At 55.6% G+C, this 26,893-nt stretch carries 18 protein-coding genes and 2 rRNA genes; 9 read left to right on the top strand and 11 right to left on the bottom strand.

The window, feature by feature from the left end:
* The 4 genes from ACLQMU_RS09485 to ACLQMU_RS09470 all read right to left on the bottom strand — a co-directional run.
* Window positions 1-2,916, bottom strand: a 23S ribosomal RNA gene (locus tag ACLQMU_RS09485); the annotation flags it as partial.
* Between the two features lie 229 nt (window positions 2,917-3,145).
* Window positions 3,146-4,613 (bottom strand): 16S ribosomal RNA (locus ACLQMU_RS09480).
* A gap of 850 nt (window positions 4,614-5,463) precedes the next feature.
* Window positions 5,464-5,796 carry a hypothetical protein gene (locus ACLQMU_RS09475; protein WP_424039385.1) on the bottom strand — a complete coding sequence of 111 codons (333 nt, stop codon included), beginning with the start codon at window positions 5,794-5,796 and terminating at the stop codon, window positions 5,464-5,466.
* Complete coding sequence (locus tag ACLQMU_RS09470; protein WP_424039387.1) at window positions 5,786-6,169, bottom strand: alpha/beta fold hydrolase; 384 nt, start codon at window positions 6,167-6,169, stop codon at window positions 5,786-5,788. Before ACLQMU_RS09470 ends, ACLQMU_RS09475 begins: the two co-directional genes overlap by 11 nt.
* A gap of 424 nt (window positions 6,170-6,593) precedes the next feature.
* Here ACLQMU_RS09470 and ACLQMU_RS09465 point away from each other — a divergent pair, with 424 nt between their 5' ends.
* The 3 genes from ACLQMU_RS09465 to ACLQMU_RS09455 all read left to right on the top strand — a co-directional run bounded on the left by ACLQMU_RS09465 (window position 6,594) and on the right by ACLQMU_RS09455 (window position 12,286).
* Window positions 6,594-7,130: a hypothetical protein gene (locus tag ACLQMU_RS09465; RefSeq protein ID WP_424039388.1), complete on the top strand. Its 537-nt coding sequence runs from the start codon at window positions 6,594-6,596 to the stop codon at window positions 7,128-7,130.
* Window positions 7,131-7,268: 138 nt separating this feature from the next.
* A complete protein-coding gene (locus tag ACLQMU_RS09460) occupies window positions 7,269-8,654 on the top strand; it encodes a glycosyl hydrolase family 18 protein (RefSeq protein ID WP_424039390.1) in 1,386 nt (461 codons plus the stop codon).
* A 152-nt stretch (window positions 8,655-8,806) separates the two neighbouring features.
* Window positions 8,807-12,286: a PAS domain S-box protein gene (locus ACLQMU_RS09455; RefSeq protein WP_424039391.1), complete on the top strand. Its 3,480-nt coding sequence runs from the start codon at window positions 8,807-8,809 to the stop codon at window positions 12,284-12,286.
* A gap of 140 nt (window positions 12,287-12,426) precedes the next feature.
* Here the strand turns inward: ACLQMU_RS09455 and ACLQMU_RS09450 are convergent, their stop codons facing one another.
* Genes ACLQMU_RS09450 through ACLQMU_RS09440 form a run of 3 tightly spaced genes read right to left on the bottom strand, consistent with a single transcriptional unit; the run spans window position 12,427 to window position 17,335 of the window.
* Complete coding sequence (locus tag ACLQMU_RS09450; protein WP_424039380.1) at window positions 12,427-13,326, bottom strand: segregation/condensation protein A; 900 nt, start codon at window positions 13,324-13,326, stop codon at window positions 12,427-12,429.
* Window positions 13,319-16,759, bottom strand: coding sequence for a chromosome segregation protein SMC (gene smc / locus ACLQMU_RS09445; RefSeq protein ID WP_443673674.1), 3,441 nt, complete (start codon window positions 16,757-16,759; stop codon window positions 13,319-13,321). The genes ACLQMU_RS09450 and smc overlap by 8 nt, the downstream gene beginning before the upstream one ends.
* Before the next feature lie 21 nt (window positions 16,760-16,780).
* On the bottom strand, window positions 16,781-17,335 hold the full coding sequence (locus ACLQMU_RS09440; RefSeq protein ID WP_422150509.1) for a DUF7518 family protein: 555 nt from the start codon (window positions 17,333-17,335) through the stop codon (window positions 16,781-16,783).
* Window positions 17,336-17,626: 291 nt separating this feature from the next.
* On the opposite strand from ACLQMU_RS09440, the gene glyA reads away from it, so the two are divergent.
* From glyA to cofE, 4 genes are read left to right on the top strand one after another with little or no spacing between them, the layout of a single operon-like run.
* Window positions 17,627-18,868 (top strand): serine hydroxymethyltransferase, encoded by a 1,242-nt coding sequence (glyA, locus tag ACLQMU_RS09435; protein ID WP_422150508.1) that lies wholly within the window; start codon window positions 17,627-17,629, stop codon window positions 18,866-18,868.
* Window positions 18,869-18,889: 21 nt separating this feature from the next.
* On the top strand, window positions 18,890-19,726 hold the full coding sequence (gene folD, locus ACLQMU_RS09430) for a bifunctional methylenetetrahydrofolate dehydrogenase/methenyltetrahydrofolate cyclohydrolase FolD (RefSeq protein WP_424040646.1): 837 nt from the start codon (window positions 18,890-18,892) through the stop codon (window positions 19,724-19,726).
* On the top strand, window positions 19,723-20,535 hold the full coding sequence (gene folP, locus ACLQMU_RS09425) for a dihydropteroate synthase (protein WP_422150506.1): 813 nt from the start codon (window positions 19,723-19,725) through the stop codon (window positions 20,533-20,535). Before folD ends, folP begins: the two co-directional genes overlap by 4 nt.
* Entirely contained in the window at window positions 20,532-21,302 is a 771-nt protein-coding gene (gene cofE / locus ACLQMU_RS09420; protein ID WP_422150505.1) for a coenzyme F420-0:L-glutamate ligase, read from the top strand. The genes folP and cofE overlap by 4 nt, the downstream gene beginning before the upstream one ends.
* A 48-nt stretch (window positions 21,303-21,350) precedes the next feature.
* On the opposite strand, the gene ACLQMU_RS09415 is transcribed toward cofE, so the two are convergent.
* Entirely contained in the window at window positions 21,351-21,731 is a 381-nt protein-coding gene (locus tag ACLQMU_RS09415; RefSeq protein WP_424040648.1) for a hypothetical protein, read from the bottom strand.
* A 437-nt stretch (window positions 21,732-22,168) separates the two neighbouring features.
* Here ACLQMU_RS09415 and ACLQMU_RS09410 point away from each other — a divergent pair, with 437 nt between their 5' ends.
* Window positions 22,169-22,732 (top strand): GNAT family N-acetyltransferase, encoded by a 564-nt coding sequence (locus ACLQMU_RS09410; RefSeq protein WP_424040650.1) that lies wholly within the window; start codon window positions 22,169-22,171, stop codon window positions 22,730-22,732.
* A gap of 45 nt (window positions 22,733-22,777) precedes the next feature.
* Window positions 22,778-23,431: a DUF5591 domain-containing protein gene (locus ACLQMU_RS09405; protein ID WP_424040652.1), complete on the top strand. Its 654-nt coding sequence runs from the start codon at window positions 22,778-22,780 to the stop codon at window positions 23,429-23,431.
* Window positions 23,432-24,073: 642 nt separating this feature from the next.
* On the opposite strand, the gene ACLQMU_RS09400 is transcribed toward ACLQMU_RS09405, so the two are convergent.
* The 3 genes from ACLQMU_RS09400 to ACLQMU_RS09390 all read right to left on the bottom strand — a co-directional run bounded on the left by ACLQMU_RS09400 (window position 24,074) and on the right by ACLQMU_RS09390 (window position 26,768).
* On the bottom strand, window positions 24,074-24,334 hold the full coding sequence (locus ACLQMU_RS09400) for a hypothetical protein (RefSeq protein ID WP_422150501.1): 261 nt from the start codon (window positions 24,332-24,334) through the stop codon (window positions 24,074-24,076).
* Between the two features lie 164 nt (window positions 24,335-24,498).
* On the bottom strand, window positions 24,499-24,930 hold the full coding sequence (locus tag ACLQMU_RS09395) for a universal stress protein (RefSeq protein WP_422150500.1): 432 nt from the start codon (window positions 24,928-24,930) through the stop codon (window positions 24,499-24,501).
* 38 nt (window positions 24,931-24,968) lie between these two features.
* Window positions 24,969-26,768 carry an MFS transporter gene (locus ACLQMU_RS09390; protein WP_424039395.1) on the bottom strand — a complete coding sequence of 600 codons (1,800 nt, stop codon included), beginning with the start codon at window positions 26,766-26,768 and terminating at the stop codon, window positions 24,969-24,971.
* Between the last annotated feature and the right edge of the window lie 125 nt (window positions 26,769-26,893).

Here is a 26,893-nt window from a genome sequence, read left to right as displayed (position 1 = left end):
TTGGACGTTAGTACTTCCGGACTGAACACGTCGTTGCCTTCGTGCGTACATCCGAAGCCTATCAAACGGGTCTTTTACCCATGTCCTGTAACGAAGTCTCTTTTTAGGCCGGGTTTCAAGCTTAGATGCTTTCAGCTTTTATCCCTTGGCGCGTGGCTGCTCGGCACTGCCTTGTCAGACAACCGATCGACTAGAGGCGCCGAATGAAAGTTCCTCTCGTACTATTTCATTCTTACCTTCAGACTTCAAACACTCCTGATAGATAGTAACCGACCTGTCTCACGACGGTCTAAACCCAGCTCACGATCCCCTTTAATAGGCGAACAACCTCACCCTTGGCTGCTGCTGCACAGCCAGGATGGAAAGAACCGACATCGAGGTAGCAAGCCGCCGGGTCGATATGTGCTCTTGCCGGCGACGACTCTGTTATCCCCGGGGTAGCTTTTCTGTAGTCAATAAGCCTCACCAAAAGGCTATATTGGTTCGTTAGACCCGAGTTTCCTCTCGCGATTATTTGCTTTGCATAATCGCGTCAGGCCAACTTATGCTCTTGACACTCTTCTGTGAGTTTCTGACTCACATGAGTTGACCTTGGGGCACCCTTGATATTTTTTCGAGGGTGTGGCGCCCCACCCAAACTGCCCACCTACCGGTGTCCTCGTTAGAGTGAGAACTACAACAAAACTAGGATGGTGTCTCATCGTTGGCTCCCCAGCACCCGAAAGTACTGGATATAACGCCTCCCATCTACACTGCGCAAGAATTATCGTAATTCAACGACAGGCTGCAGTAAAGCTCCACGGGGTCTTCACTTCCCATCAGGAGTCCCTAGTCTCTGCACTAGGACAAAAGGTTCAACGGATTCGTGTTAGGGACAGTAGCGCACTCATTAATCCATTCATGCAAGTCGCCAATTAAGCGACAAGGTACTACGCTACCTTAAGAGGGTCATAGTTACCCCCGCCGTTTACGAGTCCTTCGTCCGGTTGAACCCGGTATTCAGATACTCGCACTGGGCAGGAATCAGTGACTATACTAGTCCTTTCGGAGTTGCAGTCACCTATGTTGTTATTAGACAGTTAGTGCGCCCCGGTCACTGCGACCTGCCTGATCTCCAGGCAGGCACCCCTTATCCCAAAGTTACGGGGCCAATTTGCCGAGTTCCCTTAACTACGATTAAATCCGACACGCCTACACCTCTTCAGCGAGGGGCACCTGTGTCGGTTCTCGGTACGGACATGTGATTCCCTTTTCATGGGCTCAGGGAATTTGCTAAGTTACCCCATCACACTTTCTTCTGATTCTCACCATTACGGTACTCCACAGAGTTATGTGCTTGGACGGGATGACAGTCCCGCTTAGCATACCCCCAAGCGTCAGGGTCTTACGACTAAAAACCACATGGTACAGGAATATTAACCTGTTTCCCATTCGGTACGTTCGAGTTACGACGCACCTTAGGACCGACTAACCCTCGGCTGACGAACGTTGCCGAGGAAACCTAGCCCCTGCGGCGGTTGGGATTCTCACCCAACTATGCTTCTACTACTGCCAGAATTCTCATCACTACGCGGTCCACTGGAACTTACGCCCCAGCTTCTACCCACGCAGAGCGCCTCCCTACCAGATCACCTTTCGGTGCTCCGTGGTCTCTGTAGTAGGCTTTAGCCCCGTCCATTTTCACCGCCCTAAATCTTGACTGGTAAGCTGTTACGCACTTTTTAAAGGATAGCTGCTTCTGAGCTCACCTTCCAGTTGTCTTTGACCTAGGACCAATTTCAGTGTTTACACTGAGCCTACATTGAGGGACATTAACCACGGTCTGGGTTGTTTCCCTTACGCATTACAAGCTTACCCCGTAATGCGGACTTCCAACCATCTAGGGTGTTGGGGAGTTTGGAGTTTGACAGGGGGGTGAGCAGTTTCCCGCCCAGCTCCCCCAATCAGTGCTCTACCTCACCAACGACCTCCGGTTAGGTCATGCTGCGACATGTTTAGGGAGGAACCAGCTGATGCCGGGTTCGATTAATCTTTCACTCCTATACGTAGGTCACACGAATGATTTGCATATCAATACCGCTTGCGGTCCTCCACGCAACTTTCGTCACGCTTCAACCTGCCAACGCATAGATCACCCGGCTTCGGGTCTTATCCTGCTGACTCCACGCACTTTTAATACGTCGTCCCACGCATTGCTGCTACGGACTTGTTGGTTTCCCTATGGCTTCCCTTTGAGGTTAACCTTCGCCAACAGAATAAACTCTCTGGCCCGTTCTTCAAAACGTACGTTGCGACACTGGCAACCTTACCCGTACTACCGCCTCGCGACGGGTTCCTTCATAAGGAAGATCCTTTCATGCCGCAACTCGCGATCACCTACCAATTTCAGGCACTTTTAACCACCTTTTCAGGGTTACTTTTCAGCTTTCGCTCACGCTACTATTTCGCTATCGGTTTCAAGTTGTATTTAGCTTTAGGGGTTGATGACCCCTGAATTCCCGCGAGAATTCCGACCCGCGGTACTCAAGACACCACCTGACGCCGTCTGCTTCTGCGTACGGGACTATCACCCTCTGTAGTGTGCCATTCCAGGCAACTTCCGCTTCACATCCGGCATCGTAACGGTGGGCTTATAACACCACATCTCCCTTGCGGGATTCGGTTTGAGCTCTGTCGTGTTCGATCGCCTCTACTAACGACATCTCGGTTGATTTCTCTTCCTGCCCCTACTGAGATGTTTCAATTCGGGGCGTTCCCTATCCTTACGGATAAACGCAGTTAAGCGTTAGGATGTCCTATTAGGGTATCTCCGGATCATAGATTCCTTGCGTCTACCCGGAGCTTATCGCAGCTTGGCACGCCCTTCTTCGGCACTTGAACCGAGCCATCCACTGGTAGGTTTAAACTAATGCTCCGCTAAACCCATTTAACGTCCTGAGTGCAAACCTTTACACGGCCTCGCAAAGTCATTGGTTTGACTTTCAGCCCTTCCCTCGTGATTCGCATCTCGAGGTGCATCTAAACAGCTCCCTGGGATTCGAACCCAGATTGTGTGCCCCCTTCCAGACACCTGAGCCTTCTCTTGTCGACACCGGCAATTTTACAGTTTGTCCAGTAACCGCTTTAACCCGAAATAAAATTCGTTAGGAGGTGATCCAGCCGCAGATTCCCCTACGGCTACCTTGTTACGACTTAACCCCCCTTGCAAAACCTAGATTCAACCGCCGCAGAAAACGACGGCTTCATCAAGACCTCACTCGGGTGGTTTGACGGGCGGTGTGTGCAAGGAGCAGGGACATATTCACCGTGCTATTTTGAAACACGATTACTACGGATTCCAGCTTCATGTGGGCGAGTTGCAGCCCACAATCCGAACTAAGGATGGGTTTAGGAGATTGCCTTCACCTTTCGGTGTCGATACCCATTGTCCCACCCATTGTAGCCCGCGTGTAGCCCGGACAATTCGGGGCATGCTGACCTACCGTTGCCCATTCCTTCCTCCTCTTTAGCAGAGGCGGTCCCAACAGTGTCCTCTCCATCCCGGAGGACGAGCTAGCAACTGTTGGCGTGGGTCTCGCTCGTTGCCTGACTTAACAGGATGCTTCACAGTACGAACTGACGACGGCCATGCACCTCCTCTCAGCTAGTCAAGTAGAGTCTTCAGCCCGACTATCATTCAGCTGTCTTGTCCGGTGAGTTTCCCGGCGTTGAGTCCGATTAAACCGCAGGCTCCACCCGTTGTGGTGCTCCCCCGCCAATTCCTTTAAGTTTCAGCCTTGCGACCGTACTTCCCAGGCGGCGCGTTTCACGATTTCTCTTCGGCACCTCGGTGACTCGTGGTCACCGATACACCTAACGCGCATCGTTTACAGCTGGGACTACCCGGGTATCTAATCCGGTTTGCTCCCCCAGCTTTCGTTCCTCACTGTCGGAGCCGTCCTGGTGAGACGCCTTCGCCACAGGTGGTCCCCCAAGGATTACAGGATTTCACTCCTACCCCTGGAGTACCTCTCACCTCTTCCGGTCCCTAGTCTGCCAGTATCCCTGAGACGCCTTCCGGTTAAGCCGGAAGATTTCCCCAGAGACTTAACAGACCAGCTACGAACGCTTTAAGCCCAGTAATAGTGGCCACCACTCGAGCCGCCGGTATTACCGCGGCGGCTGGCACCGGTCTTGCCCGGCCCTTTCTTCACCAGTTATTTACACTGGCGGACAGCCTGATTTTACAGGCACTCGGAGTTCCCTTATCACGATTGCTCGCATTGTAAAGTTTTCGCGCCTGCTGCGCCCCGTAGGGCCTGGATTCGTGTCTCAGAATCCATCTCCGGGCTCTTGCTCCCACAACCCGTACCGATTACAGGCTTGTTGGGCCGTTACCCCAACAACAACCTAATCGGCCGCAGACCCATCCTGAAGCGGCGGACCTTTCAACTACAAAGCATTCCAGCATCCATAGTCTATGGGGTATTATCCCCAGTTTCCCGGGGTTATCCCCCTCTTCAGGGTAGGTTGTCCACGTGTTACTGAGCAGTATGCCGAGGTCTTACACCTCTCGACTCGCATGGCTTAATCGAACTCCGATAGCAGTGGCCTCTGGCAGGATCAACCAGAATTCAAATTGTACATACGTACGCACACTAATATCTGAACCTTAATTTCGAGGAATTAGCGGTTACTAAACAAATTTCCGCATTGCCAGTATCAACGTCAGAACCAACTCCGGTCAAGCCGGGTCGCGTTGGATCTCCATCAAAGAATGCTTGTGTTCGTCGTGTTTGTTCACTTGAACACGGGCTCATAATGTAGGTCACAAGACTATTTATACCTTGTTACCTGCATTGCTGGTATTCGGAACCAACCTCCGGACACTCGCCGGCTCTGCTGGCTCTTCATCACACGTTTTTCGTCGTGTTTGTTCACTTGAACACGGGCTCATAATGTAGGTCACAGGATTATTTATACCTTGTTGCCTGCACCCTGCCCACTTCGGAACCGACACCGCCCGGGGGGCGATTTTCGTCGGGTCTTCATCAGAAATTGTGGATCACATTATTCCACAGACTAGGATTTAAGGATTCCTTCTATGACCTCCCGTTTTTTTCCTGGCCCGGCATATTGGGACTTATATGAGTCAGGCAAATAATTTTCCCGGTTCACGAAAACAGGATTCCCGGCCCGTATCTCACGGATTTTGGTACGGCGATCCGGATCGGCCGGATCACCAGGGCCGCGACTGCTTACCGGTTTTCCAGGATGCCTACAAAAAACGCTGGATTATGGAGGATTGTGCTAAAAACTCGTAGATTTTCGCAGGAATGAGATCCCCAAGAACCTCCGGCCGGGCATGGTCGCGCAGGAAACATCACGAACCTGGCCCCACCCTGCCGCATTTTGGGCATGAGCACCCGGGCCTCGCGCATGAATTGCAGGGAAGCATGGAATAATGGGATCGTATACCGCCTGCTACTTTTTCGCAGTTCCGAGGATGATCCGGTAAAACCGATCCGGCATCGTCGCCATAGGTACATGGGACGTTGGCAGTTCGAGATACGTCCACCCAATGTTATGAGCGGCAATCTTCTTTTGGGCAACACGGGTGACCCCGGCAAACTCGCTCTCCGTACAGAGGATATAGGTTTTCGGCAGCTGCTGTATCTCCCGCGGATCAAAATGCAGTTTTTCGACGTATGCGGACGCCGCTTCCATGTCGGGAAACGAGCGGGGATCGACACCGCCTTCGCCAAACAAATCGAAGAGAGACTGCCCCGGGTCAGGCAGTGCCGCGTCAAGGTACACGAGGTGCCTTATCCTCTCCCGCCATCCTGTCCGCAACCCCGGTGATGACCATCCCGCCATAGCTGTGCCCGACGAGAATCAGATCCCTGAGATCCTGCGTTTCTATCAGGGTGCAGACCTGTTCACTATGATCGGTCAGGTTGTGAGTATGCTCATCTGCAAGCGTTGGCGCAAAGGCACGATGACCGTGTTCTTTGAGAATGGCAATGGTCCCGTCCCAGTACTTTGCCCCGAGACGGCACCCGTCGGGATAATCGTGCCTTCCGGTCAGCCGGTTCCACGTATCCGTGGACATGTTGCCGCCATGGACGAGGATGTATGTGGCCATACCAACGATCCCTTTGTACCGCTCCGCTCTTTTAGCTGTTGACATCTTCACGGCTCTGCCCGCGACCGGAATATCTCATTATGAAACGGCAGGGGAAACCGTCCCGCCTACGCTCCTTTGTCGACAGGAAATATCCCCACTCCAAAAAAATTTCCCCCACTGACCCCCCTTTCACAAAATAACCGGAATTTATCCGGAGTTACGCATCATTTTCCATCGGAATAATGAGGTAGGACCAGCCGCAAAATAATGCCGGATTGCATTGCAGAAAGAGGGGGTAAGAGGGGGAAAAATAAAGGCTTTCCCTAGTGGGAAATGTATTCTGTTTTCCCCTCCTGACCCTCGCTCCGACCACCAAGGCTTTCTCTTTCCCGGGCATTCTTTCTGGTAAGAGCCGCGGGGAAATACCAGCCGTCGCTGAAGAAACCGCACGCCGGTTATGACAGGTGCGGGAGACCCGGGCGGCCAGATGCAGCTGCGGCAAGAGTCTGCAGGGTGCCAGATGAGATATTTCAAGCCCAAACCCGGAACAAAGAGTGCTGTCCGTATCCTGAATACGCCGTTTGCAGATATCGCGGCATTTACCATGGTCGTGCGGGCGCTTGTCCTGAATAATCCGATCGGCTGTACGTCTTACCGCAGTGTAAAAAAGTCCCATCCTCCCCTAGAGATCGTGCGGGAGATGTACACCGCAAAATTCCTGTACACAAATGATAAAGGGAAGCGGATCGGGACCGGGCAGGAAATGTATGATTCCGTTGACGGATACGAGTTCGGCATCGCTGCCATGATCACGAATATGGCCAACATCGCAGCACACCAGGGCAAGGTACGGCACATACCGGGTGCCGATCACTTCTCCGTCCTCTTGAAATGCCATGATCCCAATGGCGAACTGTATTTCCTCAGTATTGCCCGCGACCGGGTGACATTGTCATCGTATATTGATGAAGGAATCCGGAAACGGGTAGAGGCTTGGGCGGAAGGGGTACCTGCAATGGTATAAGCCAGGGTGATGCGGGGGGACCATACCGATCACCCCCCGTGGCCCATTTCCGGTAAAGTACCTCCGGCATGCGCCACACATTCTATCCTGCACAACCAGAGAAAGAAAGAGAAATATCCTCACAATGCAATGGAACGTATGCACCGACGACAAGCCTGCCCGACAGGCCATTTTCTCCTGATCATTCCGGTTCTCCTGATCGGATGCCTTCTGTTAACTGCCCTCCCTGCAGCAGCAGAAACGACCGGCACCATTCAGATTTATTCGGCTCCTGCCGGCAGCGGCGCATGTCTTGACAGTGCCGATAATTCCGGGAACTGCATCGCATTCGACAGCACCGGGTTTGCTGAATTCGACAATGTGCATGGGGACAGTTCCCATACGGTCTCTGTCTTCCTTGACGGTTACCAGACATACACAGCGACGGTCTATGTACCGGCTGACCAGACGGTTGTCGTGAATGCAGTGCTCCAACCTGCTGCTGTAATAACCACGGCCCCGGCGGCCCCGGTAACGCCCGGCTTCATGCAGGGCATTATCAGCGCAATCATGGGCCTGTTCTCCAGCAGTGGCTCCGCAAATTCCGGGAGTTCGCCACCGGGCGGTGGAACCGTTACTGCAACCATCGCCAGTGAAGGGAATGCAACCTCCGGCCACAGGATCATTGCCGCCTACTGGTATCTCTATCCTGATCCAAACGACGACACCTATAGTCTGGTCATGTCGGCACAGGACCAGATCCCATGGAAGAAGATTAACCGGCTCTACATCGGGTTTGCAACGGTAAAGGATGGGGTGCTCACCGATCTGCCTGTCGGAACTTCAGCGGATGACGCCGCACAGAGGGCCGAAATGCAGGGAAGGATCCGGGAGGTTGTTTCGCTCTGCCGGCAAAACAACCCGGATGCTGAGATCTTTATCACCTCTAACTTCGGAGGTGACCTTGACAACGAATACCTCGTGGCAGCGCAGGACCCGCAGAAGTTCGCGGACAGCGTCCTTGCCTACCTGAAGGCATACGATCTTGACGGGTATGACATGGATTGGGAAAGCGGGCAGATCGACGATTATGCCCCGCAGCTGACCTCGCTTCTCTCGACCTGCCATGCCACGTTTGCGGCAGCAGGAAACAGCCCGCAGGGCAGACCCTACCTGCTGACCCATACGGTCTGGCCCGGGGTCGAATCGGCACAGACGGTTGCCGGGTTAAAGGACAGCGTGGATCAGATCAACATAATGTCCTATGGGACCGGGGACAAGTACGATCTCGTATCGTACGCCGACGCTTATGCAACGGCCGGCTTTCCTTACGGGAAGATGATAGGAGGAGTCGAGAGCGAATCGGGCTATTCTGATAACGTGGGGCCGGATACACAGGCGTCAGTAGCGGCCAAATGTGCCTATGTAAAAGAGCACAACCTTGCCGGCCTCTTCGAGTGGCGCATGGACAACGATATGCGGCCAGATACCAGCCCGCCGACCTACCAGGTGACGGGCTGGATGTACGACTGCCTGTCGCAGTAATCCCCTGTAACGGAAAAAACAGGACGAGGAGAGACGGTCCATATGTGCATGACGGCAGCAGCGGATGACCGTTCCTCCAATCCAAAAGATATATCCCTCATCAATAAGAGAACCGGAATTTATCCGCATTCCCCGGGAATATGGTGCCAGCCATGTATTCTGTCATGTACGTTGATGATGAGCCGGATCTTCTCGAAATTGCAAAATTATTTCTTGAAAGTTCCAAAGAATTCTCTGTCGATACGAAAGATTCAGCGGAGATTGGCCTGAACGTCCTCAGACAGCACCATTACGATGCAATCATATCCGATTACCAGATGCCGGGGATGGACGGTATCGCCTTTCTTAAAGAGGTTCGCGCATCCCACGGGGATATCCCTTTTATCATCTTCACCGGGAGGGGGCGCGAAGAGATCGTTATCGAAGCCCTGAATAACGGCGCTGATTTCTACCTCCAGAAAGGGGGGAATCCCGAAGCACTCTACATGGAACTCATGCATGTGATTCGCAGGACCATCCAGATGCGGCAGGCACAGGTATCCCTTGCAGAGCAGGAGCAGCGCTACCATGATCTCCAGAATGCCACTGACCTGATCCAGAGCGTTGCTCCGGACGGGCATTTCCTGTTTGTCAACAAAAAATGGCAGGATACCCTCGGCTACCAGGACCAGGAACTCGCCAACCTGACACTCTTTGACATTATTCACGAGGAGAGCCTGGAACACTGCAGGGATTTGTTTCCCCGTGTCATGGCTGGCGAAAATGTGGGGATTATCGAGGTGGCATTCAAAACCCGTGACGGAAAAAAAGTGTACATGGAAGGTCTGTCAAGCTGCAGGATAACGAACGGGAATGCGCAGTATACCCGGGGGATCTTCAAGGATGTAACAGATCGCAAGCAGATGGAAGCGGCGCTTGCCGAGAACCGCGATTATCTCGACCAGATCTTTTCATCGGTCCAGGGAGGAATTGTCCTCATCGACGCCGGAACGCATGAGATCGTCGATCTCAATCCCGCAGCAGCGAGGATGATGGGTACGACAAAGGATCAGATCCTCCATAAGGTCTGCCACCAGTTCATCTGCCCGGCGGAACAGGGTAAATGCCCGATCACTGACCTGCACCAGGAGGTGGACAATACCGAACGCGTGCTCCTCACTGCAAACGGAAAAATTGTTAACATTATAAAGTATGTTATCCCGTTCAATTTTCACGGCAGGGCATGTCTGCTGGAGACCTTTCTCGACAACACGGAACGGAAAAAAGCAACGGACGAGCTCCATGCTGCCTATGAGAGGGTTACCGCTGCCGAAGAAGAGCTCCGGCAGCACTATGATCTGCTCAGCGCAAAAGAGCGGGCGCTCCAAGAGAGCGAAAATAAGTTCCGGACTATTTTCGAGAACAGCCCGTACCCGATTGCGCTCAACAGCATCCCGGACGGTAAATTTATCGAAGTCAACGCGGCCTTCCTCGCGAGCAGCGGGTATACAGAATCCGAAGTGCTGGGAAAAAGCCCCGTTGAGCTCGGCCTGCTCTCCCTCCTTGACTTTGGCAAGTTCACCTCGCGCATGATCCTCTCCGGCAGGCTTGAGAATGTGCCCCTTGCACTGAAAGGAAAATCAGGGATACCGATCCACGTTCTGTTTTCTGTTATTCCGGTCACTATCAACGATAGATCCGCCATCCTGACGGTGACCGCTGAAGTGACCAAACTCAAACGGATCGAGGAGGAACTGCTTGGGAAGAACGAAGATCTCCATGCTGCCTACGAAGAACTTACCGCCACAGAGGAAGAGCTTCGGCAGAATTACGACGAACTCGTCAAACAGGAACAGGCGCTCCGTGAGAGCGAGGAAAAATACCGCCTCCTGACCGAAGCGACGAGGGATGTCATTTATATGGTGGATACGCAGGGCGTAATCACCCATATCAGCCCCCAGATCTCCCGGTACGGCTTCATACCGGACGAAGTGATTTCCCGGCATTTTACCGAGTTTATTGCCGCAGAAGATCAGGCAACGGTTATGGAAGATTTCAAAAAGACCCTGTCGACACGGAAGTCTACGGTTACCCTGTTGCGGATATACGATAAAACCGGAAATGTTTTCTGGATGGAAGACAACGGGGCTCCAGTTCTTGATTCTTCAGGGTCCGTAATTGCCATATCCGGTATTCTGCGTGACGTTACCAGCCGCAAGAAGGCAGAGGAGGCACTCAGGGAGAGCGAGGAGAAGTTCCGGGCACTTGTCGAAAATTCGCTTGACGGCATCCTGATTGTCGATTTCACGGGAAAACTCATCTTTGCAAACCAGGCCGCGGGCCGCATGGTCGATGCTGCAGATTATGAATCTCTGATCGGGAAAAAGAACGTGCTGGAGTTTGTTGCCCCGGAATCCCGGGCACCCGTACTTCAGGACTTCAGCAAAGTCGCGCAGGGAACCGATGCCTATCTCGTCCACTATAAATTGATCACTGAGGCGGGCCGGGAGATCTGGGTCGAGTGCATCGGGAAGAAGATCGCGTTTGGCGGGTCCACGGCGATACTTATCTCCATGCGGGATATCACGGAGCGCAAGGCGGCGGAAACCGAACGGGCCAGCATTGAGCATACGCTTGAGGAAAGCGAGGAGAAATTCCGGACGCTCGTGGAGCATTCCTTGGACGGTATCCTGATCATCGACATGACCGGGACGATCCTGTTCAGCAACAGGGCAGTTGCAGAGATGGTCGAAGCAAAGGTTGATCCTGATCGGACCGAGGCGATAAACATACTGGATTTTGTTGCCCCGGAATCGAGAGCTGGTGTTCTCCATGACTTCAGTCAGGTTGCGCAGGGGATTGACTCCTACCCGGTTAATTACCAGGCCATCACGGCAAGCGGGCGGCGGATCTGGATTGAAGGTATCGGAAAGCGGATTCTCTTCCAGAATGCTCCAGCTATTCTTGTCTCCCTCCGGGACATCACCTCCCGGAAACGTATGGAGGAGGCGATCCTCCGGACAAACAAGCAGCTCAGCCTGCTCTCCAGCGTTACCCGGCACGATGTCCTCAACAAGATCGCAGTTATCCAGGGCCATCTTGCGCTCGCCCGAAAACATGGGGCTCAGCAGGATTATCCTGCACTCCTCGATAAGATCGAGTCCGTAACAAACATCATCAAATCGCAGGTCGAGTTCACCCGGGTCTACCAGAATCTCGGTACCAAGGAGCCGGAATGGCAAAAACCCGGGAAGATCCTCTCTTCTGTACCCCACACCGATGCCATCATCATCCGGAGCGAACTCGGAGATCTTGAGGTGTTTGCGGATCTGATGCTCGAAAAAGTATTCCAGAACCTGATTGACAACTCGCTCCGGCATGGCGGGAATGTATCGGAGATCCGGGTGCAATCCCGCACGGGCCCTGACGGCCTTACCATCATATTTGAAGATAACGGCATCGGTATTCCGGTTAAGGAGAAAGAGAAGATCTTCGGGAGGGGGTACGGGAAAAACACCGGCCTCGGGCTTTTCCTTGCCCGGGAGATCCTTGGCATCACCGGAATCACGATACGGGAGACCGGAGAGGCCGGGAAAGGGGCACGTTTCGAGATCCTCGTGCCGGAGAATGCGTTTCGGGTTGCCGGTGCGTAACCGGAAGAGCCAGTCGCAAGATGGAGGGGGTGCAGCAGATCCCCTTCATTCGTTCCCCGTATCTCGTAATTCACCTGATCAGCGGCATACGAGGAGCAAGGATTACCCGAGGGATATCAGGATCTTTAACATCAGCTCTCTCACGCACCGTCCACCTTCGCAACCTGCACGAACACGTCCCCGAAGAACTCTTCCTGCCTGATCGAGCACCGGCCGTCCAGCGCGAGAAAGAGCAGCGGGATATAGACATCGGGAAGTTCCCACCCGAGATCCCTGCAAAGTTCGGCGAGCGTGATCTCCGCGTCCGGATCGGCGTTTGCCAGGCACTCCTCGATGACCTGCCGGGACGAGTCCTGGTACCCTTCCTCGTGCGCAATGCCCACGACGTCGTCAGCCTCGATCAGGGAGTCCTCCAGCGGGGGGAGCCGACGGCGCCTCCGTTCCTCTTTTTCGAGGTTCTTGAGCTCGATGATCAACTCGAAGAGGGTAACGGGACTCTTCCGAAGGCTCTTCCGGTCGAGCCGGCGCTGGATCTCCCTCTCCAGCCGTTCGATGGGCCCGAACCGGCCCTCACCCTCGAAATCAAGATCGCCCGCAAGATCGAAGTCCTCCCCGGCATCGCCGTCGCCGTCAGCATCGTCTTCCCCGGATACGACATCCAGCTGTTCGGATTTCATGCGCAGGAGCGTGGCGGCGTAAAAGAGCGTGCGTCCCGAGATCTGGAGGTTGAGCTGCCGGCACCGCTCCAGTTCGGAGAGAAACCGGTCAGTCACCTCGATGATGTCGATGTTCCACGGGTCGATCTCGCCCCTTTCTGCAAGGCCGACGAGGATCTCGACCGGGTCCTCGACGATCTCAGGTTCCGTGACACTGGAGACCTCGCCTGCCGCAGGATGGGCTTCAGTGAGCCCGACCGGGCCGGGATTATCGGTTCCGGGTCGATCCCCATCAGGAGTTTCTGCCGGCACATGCTCTCCGTTCCCGCTCGTATTTGCGCCCGGATCCACCCTGCGTTTCCCTTTTTTCTCCGGTTCAGCCATGGACCTTGACTCCGGTAACAAGCGTGCTCTTGTCCGGCCGGCTCGTCACGCCCATGATCCGTTGCGCCGCCTCGATCATCGGTTTACGCAGCGAGACGATGACAAACTGCGACGAGGGGGCGAGGTCGGTTATCATCGCCGCGATCCGTTCCACGTTCGCGCCGTCAAGAGACATATCCACCTCGTCGAACGCGTAGAAGGGCGCCGGGATGTAGTGCTGGATGGAGAAGATGAACGCCAGTGTGGTCAGCGATTTCTCCCCGCCCGAAAGGGAGGAGAGGAGGTGGACTTTCTTGTCCCGGGGCTTGACCGCAAACGTGAGACCGCCCGTGAACGGGTCATCCTCATTCTCGAGCACCAGGTTCCCGCTCCCGCTCGTGAGCCGGGCAAAGATCTCCCGGAAATTGGTGTCGATGGCCTTAAAAGCGGTCATGAACGCCTCGAACTTCATTTTCTCGTACTGCCCGATACGCTCGATCAGGCTCGCCCGCTCCTTGGAAAGGGTGTCTTTTCTCTCAGTCCGCTCCCCGACCTGCCGCTCTATCTTCTCGTACTCCTCGATGGCAAGCATGTTCACGGCACCGATCTTGTGGAGCGCGAGTTCGGCGTCGGCAATCTTCCCTTCGATCTCGGTGAGCGTGAGGTCCGTCTTGACCTCGCCGACAATGGCCACGAGCGCCGCGACCTCGGCGGCGAGTGCCGCTGCCCGCTCCTCAAGGGCGGTCAGCTGGATCGTGAACCGTTCCTTATCGTTATCGAACTTCATCAGTTTTGTTTCCGAGGTGTGGATATTGTCCGATACCTCCGCCCGTTTCTTCCGCAGGCCTTCGAGTTCCCCGGAGAACTCCTTCTGCTTCTCTTCAAGTTCCCCAATCACGGTCTTATGGGCCGCGATCTGCTCGTTCGACATGGCGATCTCCACATCGATCTGCCGGTTGCGCTCGTCCAGCCGGGCGCGTTCCTCGGAGAGTTCCCCGGTCCGGGCCGTGAAGTGCTGGCGTTCGCGGGAGGCGTCGTTCATGTCCGCCTCCTTATTCCTGAGGCGCCGTTCCGCCTCCTCGATCTCCTTCTTCTTCTTCTCCATCTGGTCGGTGAGCGCCGGGATGTTGGTATCGTCAAGTTTTTTCTTTATTCCATCGATCTTTGCAGTGATCGTGTTGATCGCTTCGGTGACCTTGTCCAGTTCCCCTTCGAGTGCGGACAGTTCCGCCGCACTGTTGCCGGTCTCCTCTTTCTGACGGGCGACTGCTGCTTCGATCGTCTGCTTCTCGACCGTGATCGCTTCGAACCGGCGGGTATACTCTTCGGTGACCGCCCCGGCCCGGGCTACGTTCTGGTCAATCTCGTTACGGAGAGCCCGTCTGGCATCGACCTCTTCGGTCATGCGCTTGACGCCCCCTTCAAGTGTCGCGGCCTCGCCCGCAAGTTCGGCAAGATGCGACCGGATCCGGACGATCTCGTCGTCCACGGCAGCACCGAATCCCCGCACCGGCTTCTTTGCCGAACCGCCGGTCATTGCCCCGCTCTTCTCCAGCAGTTCGCCTTCGAGAGTTACCATCCGGTACTTCCCGATCAGTTTCCGTGCCCGTTCGAGCGCATCGACGACAACCGTCGCCCCGAGTGCCACGGCAAATGCCCGGTCGTACACGGGGTCATAGTCGAGAAGGTTGACCGCATAGTCGACGACGCCGGGCTCCTTGACGGGCGGGAGCGTGGGCGGCCTGAGTTTGTTGAGCGGGAGGAAGGTCACCCGTCCCAGCCGCTCATCCTTTAAGTACCGGATCGCATCGGCCGCGATCTGGTCGGTGTCGCAGATCACAAACTGGAGTTTGTTGCCCGCAGCGACATTGAGCGCCGTCGCGTACTCCGGGGGCGCCCGGCCCTGATCTGCAATCGTGCCGTGGACTCCTTCCATTGCCTTGACCGCCTCGATCGCTTTTCCCCCGGACTCCCCCCGGGCCTGCTGGGCGGCTTCGAGCCGGATCGCGTCCTGCTCGGCATCCTTCATCTCCCCACGCAGCCGTTCGAGAGATGACCGCTGGGCAAAGAGGCCGCTCTCCAGCTCCGAGAGATTGCGGTCGAGTTCCTTTTTCTGGCCGGCAAGCGCCGCGACCGTCTTTTCGTTCCCGGACAACTGCTCCTGCTTTTCCGCGTACTCCTCGTCGAGCTGCTTCTGGAGCGCGGTGAGGCGTTCGAGCTCGCTCGTCCGCATCCGGCTCTTTTCGATGAGCATGTCCTGCTGGTGGAGGATGGTGGAGCGCTCTCCCTTCTTTGTCTCCGCCTCCTCCATCAGTGCGAAGAGTTTCTGCCGGAACTCCTCCGTATCAGAGGAGTACTGCCGGATCTCGGTCTCGACCTTCTCCAACTGTGCCTTTGAGGTCGCCACTTCCATCGCGATATTGGTCCGGTCGATGGTGAGTGTGCGGATCTGGTCGGAAAGCTCTGCCACCCGCGCCTCGGCCCTTTTGGTATCGGCAAAGACCCGGTTGATCGCTTCGAGGTTTGATTCCTTATCCTTCCTGAGCCGGGCAATAGTCTGCTCCGCGAGTTTGATCCCGCTCTTTGCCTCTTCGAGGTCGGCAATCAGTTTCAGGTAGTCGGGCCCGCTCTTTTTGTTGATAAGCTCGTCAACATCCCTGAGGTCGGCCCTGAGATACGAGAGCTCATTCTCCTCGAGGCCCCGATCCGCTTCGATCCGGGAAATTTTGGTTTTCTGCTCTTCAGCGGAGGCAAGCAGCGTGGCCCGCTCCTTTTCCTTCCCGTGGAGCTGGGCGGCGGACCGGCACCCCTGGTAAAAGCCGAGCTCTTTCTGCCACCTCTGGTATTCGAGCGCATGTTCGCGCTCTTTTTTGAGCTCGTTTGCCCGTTTGGTGAGTTCTATGAGCAGGAGTTCCTCGCGCTCGATCCGCTCCCTTACCACGTCAAGCTCTGATAGCGACTGCTGCTTCTTGGTATCGAACTCGGAGACCCCGGCAATCTCGTCGATAATCTTCCGGCGCTCGTTGTCGCTCATCTCCATGATCCGGGTCACGTCACCCTGCATCACGACATTGTAGCCGTGCGGGATGATGCCGAACTTTGCAAGGTGGTCGACAATGTCGCTCTGCTTGCAGAGCCGGTCATTCAGGTAATTGTAGCTGTAATAGCCGTTTCCCGTCCGTTTGATCCGGCGGCGGATCCTGGTCCCGTCGGAAAATTCGATGGCGACTTCGGCGGTGTTCTTCCCGGAGTTGAGGTTGATGAGATCGGTGAGCTTCTCTGCACGCAGGTTGCGGGAGCTCGAAAGCGCCAGCACAAAAAGGACTGAATCGATGATATTGCTCTTCCCGGAGCCGTTCGGGCCCGATATTACGGTGAAACCCTCTAAAAAGGGAATTTTTGTCTTTTTTGAAAAAGACTTGAAATTATCTATCTCCAGCTCTGTGATGTGCAAAGATCCGGCTCCTCGTTATCCTTACTTCTTTGCTGCATCGGATTTGTCTTCTTCCACGGCGTAGATCAGATCGCTCTGCTTGGGCTTGGCCGAGGTTCCTTTCTTGTTCCTGCCATAGCCGGCTGAAGCAACGATATAGTCCTTTTCCCCGCGCCGGGGCTCAAGCTTCATCGTCCCATCGGTCTGCATGATCATATCCATCGCAGGCTCTGCCGGGGCCTGCGGCTCGGCTTCCACCCGGGCGCCCTTGCGAATCACGACCGTGCTGCCGCCCTGCTGAGGCGCGGCTGCACTACCGGACACCTGCGAACCCTGCACGATCGGCTGCATACGTTTGAGTTCCTGGCGGCTGCGTTCCTCTGTCTGCTTGGACATCTTCATTGCAATGGACTTGAGGTCAAGGAGCTCCTGGGTGAGCCCTTTTACGAGTGCTTCCATCTCGTTGACCTTTTTCTCGAGCGCTGCGACGCGATCCTCGCCGGCACCGCTTCCTGAACTTTCCATCATTCTAACCATTTTCTCCTTTTCTTCAAGTTCGAACTCAAGATACCTGATCTTTGCATCCGGTTGCACCATGCCATACCTGTACACTTGCGATATATACTGGTGCGGCGCACTCCTTATTAATAATAGTAGTGATCTGCGGATAAGAAAAAAAGGTTTGTGCTTCTTTTTCCCCAAAAGACGGGGTACAGTCCCCACGCGAACCTCCCGGCCCTGTCCCCACGCGCCTTCTCCGGCCGGGATAACCTGTGCTAAAACATACGCAAAAACCCGGTTTATAACGGCATTCCACCCTGGATCCACCATCCCTCGCGCTCATGTTTAAGAAAAGGTATTACCTGATCCAAACGAACGTGTAACCATATGTCGTATCTTTCCCAAACTGATCCAGAAATAGCAGATATCATTGAGAAGGAACGGCTCCGCCAGACAAACGGGCTCGAACTGATCGCGTCCGAGAATCTTGTCAGCCGTGCGGTGCTCGAGGCAATGGGGTCGATTATGACCAACAAGTACGCCGAAGGTTACCCGGGAAAGCGGTACTATGGCGGCTGCGAGTTCCATGATATGGCCGAGAACCTTGCCCGCAACCGGTTGAAAAAACTCTTTGGCGCCGGGCATGCAAATGTCCAGCCCCACTCGGGCACCCAGGCAAACATGGCGGTTTATTTTGCGTACATGAAACTGGGAGAAAAAATCCTCTCCATGAAGCTCAACCAGGGCGGCCACCTCTCACATGGATCGCCGGTCAGTTTCACCGGCAAGTTCTACCAGGTCGCCCAGTATGGCGTGGACCCGGAAACGGAGACCCTCGATTACGGCATCGTGGGAGAGATGGCAAAGAAGGAGAAACCTCAGATGATTGTCTGCGGTGCCTCAGCCTACCCCCGGACGATAGACTTTAAGGCATTCCAGCAGATCGCTGACGATGTCGGTGCCTACTGTATGGCAGATATCGCCCATATCGCAGGACTCGTCGCGGCAGGCATTCACCCGACATCGGTCGGTGTGACGAACTTTACCACCACCACTACCCACAAGACCCTCCGCGGCCCCCGCGGCGGTGCGATCATGTGCAACAGCGAATATGCGCAGGCGATCGACAAAGCGGTCTTCCCGGGCATGCAGGGCGGTCCCCTGATGCACACGATCACGGCAAAGGCGGTCTGTTTCGAGGAGGCGCTCAAGCCTTCGTTTACGGAATACAACAAGCAGATCGTGAAGAACGCAAAAGTCCTTGCCGAGACCTTAATGGACAACGGCATCCGGCTCGTCTCGGGCGGCACGGACAATCACCTGATGCTCATTGATCTCACCGGCCAGCACCTGACCGGCCTTGAGGCAGAAGTTGCGCTCGGTAAGGCGGGTATCACGGTGAACAAAAACACGATCCCGAATGAGACCAAGAGCCCGTTCGTCACGAGCGGTCTTCGGGTAGGTACCCCTGCCGTCACCTCACGGGGCATGAAAGAGGCAGAGATGCGCCAGATCGGCACCTGGATCTCTGCAGTCGTAAAGGACATCAAGAACGAGACGCTGATCCAGAAGATCAACCGGGAAGTCACCGCGATGGCAGGGAAGTTCCCGATTTACCCGGTGACCTAAAGCATTGGTGCGGGTGTGACGATGGCCACCATCCTTGACGGAAAAGCGGTTTCGGAAAAGCGACTCGAACTCCTCAAGGAAGCGATCGGCGAGTCAGGGCTGTACCCCCGGCTTGCCACCGTGATCGTTGGCAGTGACCCGGCCTCGCAGATGTACGTGCGCATGAAGCACCGGGCCTGTGAGCGGGTGGGGATTGGGTCGATCGGAATCGAAATCCCAGGGGACGCCACCACGCAGAAAGTGCTCGAGACCATTGCACGGTTGAACGAGGACCCGGAGATCAACGGCATCCTCGTCCAGCTTCCTCTCCCGAAGCAGATCGATACCGACCGGGTGATCTCCGCGGTCAGGGTAGAGAAAGACGTGGACGGGTTCCACCCGACGAGCCTTGGCCTTTTAATGAGCGGGAAACCCCGGTTTGCCCCCTGCACGCCCAAAGGGATCATGACCCTGCTCGCCGAATACACGATCCCTGTCACCGGTGCCCGGGCAGTTGTCGCCGGCCGGAGCATCGATGTCGGGCGCCCGATGGCGGCGCTCCTGACGAACGCCGACGCAACCGTGACCGTCTGCCACAGCAGAACACGGGATCTTCCCGCAGAACTCAAACGGGCAGATATCCTTGTCTCTGCAGTGGGAAAAGCCCATTTTATCACGCCGGAGATGGTAAAACCCGGCGCGGTCGTCGTCGATGTCGGCATCAACCAGCTGGACGGGAAACTGGTCGGGGACGTGGACTTTGCAGCGGTAAAGGATATTGCGTCGGCAATAACCCCGGTTCCCGGCGGCGTGGGCCCCATGACCATCGTAACGCTCATGGAAAATACCTTTGCTGCGGCAACGAGGAGGATGCTATGAAATCCTGCCGGGTCAATAAACTTGAGATTGGCGGGGATGCCCCTCCCCGGCTGATGGGGGTCATCAACTGCAGCGGCGAGTCGTTTTACCTGAATTCCTATATTCCCATTGAGAAGGTCCATGCGACTGCAGTAGCGATGGTCGAGCAGGGCGCCGATATGATCGATATCGGCGCACGGAGTACAGCGCCAAACACCCAGGCGATCAGCGGGAAAATGGAGGCAGAACGTATAGATGCCGCCCTCGGGGAGCTGGACGGGAGCGGCATTACGCTCTCGGTTGATACCATGCACCCGGGCGTGCTCGATGTCTGCCTGAAACATGATATCCATGCTGCAAACGACATCAGCGGTTTTGTCTCCCCGGCCTATGCAAAAAAGGTCGCGGACGCCGGGCTTCCGGCATTTGTGATGGCCGCAAACAAGGTACCGGGCGACCCGATCGGGGTTGATGCAACCCTTGCCTCGCTCGAAGGAGTCATCAATCGGTGCGAAACGGCCGGGGTGAACGAGTACGTCCTCGACCCCGGGGTCGGCATCTGGACACCGTTCCGTTCGATAGAAGAGGACTGGGAACTCTGCCGGCACTTCGATACGTTCATGCGCTTTGACCGCCCGGTGCTTGCTGCGATATCGAGGAAAACTTTTATCGGAATGCTCCTCAACCGAGAGCCGGAGGACCGGCTGCCGGGCACCCTCGCCGTGACCATGAAGCTTCTCGAAAAGGGCGCATCGGTCATCAGGACTCACGATGTGGCAGCCACCCGTGACATAATGAAGGTATACGAGCACATGGTGAAGGGCGTATGAATGCCTCCTTTACCGTTACCGGCCTCTCTACGGGCATTATCCGGCCACATGATCCGTTCACTGAAAGTATCATTGTTGCGGCAGATGCGGCATGCGGGGGATTTGCGGACGGCGACATCCTCGTCCTTGCCGAGACCGCGGTCGCGACAGCCGAGGGAAACGTGGTCAGGCTCGATACGGTCACCCCATCCCCACGTGCACAGGAGCTGGCAGAGCGCTACCACATGGACCCCCGCACCGTCGAAGTCGTCCTTGCCGAGAGCGACGAGGTAGTTGGCGGTATCCCGGGTTTCCTGCTCTGCATGAAGCAGGGCACCCTCCTCCCGAATGCGGGCGTGGACGCCTCCAATGCCCCACCGGGATGTATCGTACCCCTGCCGGCTGATCCTGATGCAAGCGCCATACGTATCCGGAATGAGATCGCCCGCCGGTGTCATACCCGGATCGGCGTAATTGTCGCTGACAGCCGCACCCACGCGATGCGGCTCGGATGTTCCGGGGTGGCCATCGGCTGCGCCGGTATTACCTCAGTCATCGATGACCGGGGACGGAGCGACCTGTTCGGCCGCAGACTGGAAGTAACAAAAAGGGCGGTCGCAGATAACATCGCATCCGCAGCCGAACTCGTGATGGGCGAGGCGGACGAATGCACACCTGCCGCCATCGTCCGGGGCCTCGGGATGCCGATCGGGGATCAGGTCGGCGTCGATACGATTGCGGCGGACGAGTGCCTGTTCATGGGCGTGTTCCGGAACAACCGGCAGTAATCGCCGGCACTCCCTCTTTTTGGCCTGTACCCGTTTCTTCCGGAGATCCTAGGGCTGGTCCGAGGTCACCGACGAGGTGAAGTTATAGGCGCAGTCCAGATCCGCAAACTCGGAGAAGGAGAACGTCTCTTTTTGTTTCTGGTGGGGGGTCATCGAAGAGATATCAAAGGTTGCCGACTGGGAATGGCAGTACGCCGTCGTCGGCATCAGGTTGACCTGGACCTCGATGTTCTCAAATGTCTTGTTGGTGGGGTTCTCGAGCTGGAAATCCGCGGTGTAGAAATCGACCGACCCAACATTGACCGGAGTAAACGAGTCCAGGTCATCGCTTAAGACGGTGATGGCGGTATTCTGGATCCGGGTTGACATGCAGCCGGCCCCGAGAACGCACGCAAACACCACCAGCACGATCCAGATGTACCATCGCATACTGTTCATCACCCGCTCTTTTCTGGGTTCTTATGTGCTGAAATATATTCCTGTATACCAAGAAAAACCAGACGGTTCCTGCGAATCCCGGCATTGGATCGAATGCATGGACACGAAAGCCCCGTTCTGCAAGCTGCAGTCACCCCCTTGCCGGTTCCACGGCCGGGTATTCCCTCCGGTACCGGGCATAATCACCGGCGTTTCCTGCAAGAAAACGGCTTTTCCCGCAGGCAGATGGCGGCATGAACGGGAGCGGGTCAAAGTGAACCTTAACGGGATTCCCGTGCGGCGTCCCCACCAATCAGGTTATGTCCTTTGAAAAAATGAAAATACCCGTGATGAATCCTCATCGGTAAATCCGATGTTCATCCCCGGGAACTTGATGAAAGGCAACATACATAACGCACCGGGCACCAAAAAAGGAACGGGAAAAAACCGTGAAAACCCTTTCACGTATCCGGACAGAACGGCTCGATCTTGTCCCGGCAACCGTGGAAGTGCTGGAAAGCGATCTTCACGACCACGCGAAGCTTGCCCGGCTGCTGGAGGCAAAGGTACCTTTTGCATGGCCACCCGGTGAAATGAATGACGAGGTACTTAATGAGTTCATCCGTATGGCGTCCGAAAAGACCGATCCGTTCTTTACCTGCTGGTACTGGGTTCTGGACACACCGGCCAAGAGAGGGCGTGTCCTTATCGGAACCGGCGGGATCGCATCGGCATTCAACGCACCGGATACTGTCCTGATTGGGTATGCCGTGCTGGACGAGTACCAGAACCGGGGGTACGCGACCGAGGCAGTCCACAACCTGATCCCCGAAATCTTCGAGGACCGGCGTATCGCCCGCATCATGGCGACAACCTGCCCGGAGCTCAGGGCATCCATCCGGGTGCTTGAAAAAAACGGGTTTGCCTGCACGGAACCGACCTTTCCCGGCGAGGGTCTGGGTGAGGGGACAATCGGGTACGTACTGGAGAGGGCCCGCACAGAACACCGGTGACCGGTTGTTTCATCTGGTGGGTGAACGATTTTATAAGGAGGACGCATGGGAGCACCTGACCCCGAACCGCAAAAGGACCCGGACAAGCCTTTTCTCACCGGTCCGCCGTTCTACCTTGAGGAGTTCGAGCGGTCCTACCGGTATATCATCGAGGAGTACGAAGTGCAGCCAAAGGACCTTGCGATATTCATTCCCTGCGCCGTGCGAAAACCCTACAGCACGAGCCCGAGCCACCAGCTGATCCGGATGATCATCTCGCAGGTGTTCGACGAATCCCGGTACCATATCGTCATCTTTGGCACATGTGGGATCGTTCCCGCCGAGCTTGAAACGATGTACCCGTTTGCCCATTACAAGTACATGCTCGGGAAGTGCAACGATGAGACGGTCAGGGCGGACTTCCTGAAGATCGAGACCGACCGGGTGGCCGGTTACCTGGAAAAGACCCGGCACCAGTATAGATACAGGATCGCGTACTGTATCGGCCTCTTCCGCGAAGCCCTGATCCGGGGCTCGGAGAAGGCCGGGGTGAAGATCGATCTCCTGCTTCCCACAAAGGACATGATCGACCGCGTGATCGAGGATGAAGAGTGCCGGTTCCAGGAGGGGAGCCTCTCAATGGACGAGTACCTGGGAGAGTTCTGCGACGGGCTCGTCAGGTTCCGGAATGCGCATCCTGAGCTTATAAAACAAGGTTAGTCGGATTTCAGGCCGGAGTGGCAACCGCGCCCCTTTTCTCCGGCCTGGCCATTTGCCTCTTAAAACCCTCCCTGCCCCGGAGCAGGAACGCGTATACATCATACTATACGTAAGGACGTCCTATTTATAATACACAAAAGGTTTTGGGCATACAAACGATCGCATATGTTCCTGATCGTCAGGTAAGGCGGTCTATCACCTCCCCGAAGAAACCATTTTTGCACGTACCGATCGATTAAAAACCGGAGACCATTATCCTGTGCTCCGGTAAACCAGCATATCAACGACTGAAACAATGGCTAAGCAATCCTTAAAATCAGTGATTATGGGAACACGCTCCGGGTATGTCATCCGGTGGACCTGTCCCGTCTGTTATACAGAAAATGTGATCGTTAACAGAACCCCGTCGGAATTTTTCAAGGCATCCCGGGATTCATCGTGCCGGCACTGCAGGAAACGTTCAACCATTTCGACACCCTCTTTCCACTCCTGACCGGCACACATTTTTCAGATGCTTTTTATGGATGCTGAAAACCAGGGCAAACCCTCACCGGCGCATTCTTCCGGCACATGTATCCCTTAATTACCAAAAAGACGGCATCATAACGAGGTCCCCGGCCGCACCCAAAGAAGCCTCCTCCCTCATGAAGGCAGCGATTTTATGAGCAGGTAGAAGGCAGAGAGCGCTGCGGCAAGGCCCGCGATAGACAAGACCAGTGCGGGTACGGGGGGGAGACTTATCCCGTTGTACGGCAGCACCTCTTTGGCGCCAAATAAAAAAAATGCCAGCGCAAGGAGCCAGCCATAGGTCTTCTTCTCAGTAACAGCAACACGAAGCCCGTAAATCACCACCAGCACGTCAATCCCGATAAGAACCGGGGTAAACCACCCAGGAAGGATCATCACGTACTGATGGGCGCCGCACGTTTAAAGGAATGCGCTGCACACCGTGTTTACCGGTCTAGAGCCGGACCAGAAGTACAGGGAAAAATAGTATTTTTCCTGCACGGGAACTTATACGGCAGCATCCCCGGGATGTTCCCGGCCAAGCCGCCATCGCGGTCCCGTTACTTTACTACCAGCACCTTACAGGGCGCAGAGCGGATGATCTCCTCTGCCACGCTCCCGAGCAGCAAGCGTTCCAGTCCCTTTTTTCCCTGGGTGCCGATCACGATCAGATCAATCCCCTTTGCCACGGAAAACTTCACAATTTCCGCCGCAGGACGACCTTCAAGGATCGAGGTCTCAACCTTCACATCGCCGGCCTGGGATCTTATCCGGGCAAATGCCTGCTCTGCCTCTGCCTGGAAGACACGGTAGGTATCCCCGAGAGGGATATCCCCGGACATCGTTGAGAATGTGCCCGTGTCGATGACATATGCCGCATGCACGGCAGCCCCGCACGCGCGGGCCACTTTTATTCCCTCCGCAAGGGCAGCCCTGTTCTTCTCCGAGCCATCCGTTGCGATCAGGATCCTGCTGAACAATCGTTCCGTCATGTTACTCTTTTCCCCTTATTTTAGTGTGCCGACAATTCCTACTTCACATTCTCTCCTGATACCTCTTGCGGATCGGTGCTGCTGTCGCCTTTCGGGCCGGTTCCGTCGATCCCGTCCACGTACCGGTCTCCCCGCATCGCACAGAGCAGTGCGGCGACAAAGGATATACCTGCCCCGATATAGAACGAGAGGGCAAGGGATGGCATGAACGCCTGAGCAAGCGTCGTAGGAAACCAGATCACGCCGGTGAGGGTTGCAAGGGTTGCAGGTGCGACGGTGGCGAGCAGGGACGGGGAGAGCCCGGCAAGGATCATATGGACCGGGTTATAACCAAGGAATGCCGCAAACAATGCCCCGGTCGGGGGAATTGCACTCATCGCAGGTAGAATCTGCGTTGCGTTGGCAGCCGTCAGTGCAGCAGAGAGCATGGAAGGAAATGCACCCGTCAGTCCAACGACAATGATCGTAAAAAACATCCCCATGGAGAGGACAAAGCCGGAATTTACCAGGGTCGACATCATGCCGGAGGTGACACCCCGCTGCTCGGGGGGCACCGAGTTCATGATAGCCGCGGCGTTCGGCGAAGAGAACATCCCGTTACCGAGTCCCATAATCAAAAGTGCCAGCGCGAAGGGCAGGTAATCAAAATTGTAAGGAAGCATGGCGAGGATCAGAAACGATATCCCGACAAGCACCATGCCAAGCGTGCTGATCCACCGGGCGCCGTATTTGTCGGAGATGATGCCGGATAGCGGGCCCATTATCACAAACCCGATGGTGAGCGGCAGCATGTAGACCCCGGCCCAGAAGGGCGTTGATTCGAAACTGTAGCCATGAAGGGGCAGCCATATTCCCTGGAGCAGGATGATTAAAACGATCATCACCCCGCCACGGGCAAGAGCGGAAATGAAACCGGCCGCATTCCCGAAGGCAAAGTTGCGGATCCTGAAGAGATCCGTGCGGAACATCGGATCCTCCATCCGTGTCTCTATAATAGGGAATGCAACGAGGAGCAGGAGACCGCAAAAGAGTGCGGCGATGACCCAAGGGTCTTCCCAGCCCATGGATGCGCTGCCGTACGGGAGCAGGGCATAGGTAATACCTACGAGGAAGAGGGTCAGGCCGCCGATAAAGGAGAGGTTTCCCCATATGTCGATCTTCTGGGACCGCTTCTGGTAGGCCGGCTCTCTGAGTTTCAGGAACGCCCATATGGTCCCAACAACGCCAAACGGCACGCTGATCAAAAACACGTACCGCCAGTTGAAGACCGCAAGGATCCCGCCGATCAGGAGACCGACAAACTGGCCCGAGAGCGCCGCCACCTGGTTGAGGCCCAGCGCCTTCCCCCGCTCGTCAGGGGGAAATGCATCGGTGAGGATAGCGGCGCTGTTGGAGAAGATGAACGCCGCGCCGACTGCCTGTATAATCCGGAAGAGGATGAGTTCGATTGCGCCGGCGTCACCGGTATCGGGAGTTAAGAAAAGGAGAATCGAACCGGCTGTGAAGATGGCAAAACCGATGTTGTAGAGCCGTACACGGCCGTATATATCCGAGAGCCGCCCGAAACTGAGGAGGAGCGTGGCGGTCACGATCCCGTATCCCATCAGGATCCAGAGCAGGTACTGGAACGAGGTGAGCGGGTCGAGGCTGATGCCGTTGAAGATGGCGGGCAGGGAGATTAAAATGATGCTCCCGTTTACCGCCGCCATGAACATGGCGATCGTTGTGTTCGATAGGGCGACCCATTTGTAATGAGGGTCCCGGTCAGGAGTTGCTATTTTACCGTTAAGTGTGGCAGGAGCTGCTACCGGTTGTGGGTTTGTGTCCAAGGAATTCACCGGATCTGTGGGGTATTCCGGATTATTTCATCCGGCACTCCATTTATAGAGCACACTATGCATTTTACCCTATTGTATCACCGGGAACAGTAATGCACGATAAAAGGGGGATCGTACTGTGCGAG

Origin of the sequence: Methanoregula sp. (genome assembly GCF_052325125.1) — an archaeon.
Classification (GTDB): Archaea; Halobacteriota; Methanomicrobia; order Methanomicrobiales; family Methanospirillaceae; genus Methanoregula.
The sequence above is the reverse complement of the archived record's forward strand: the minus strand, read 5'-3'. Positions and strand labels throughout refer to the sequence as shown.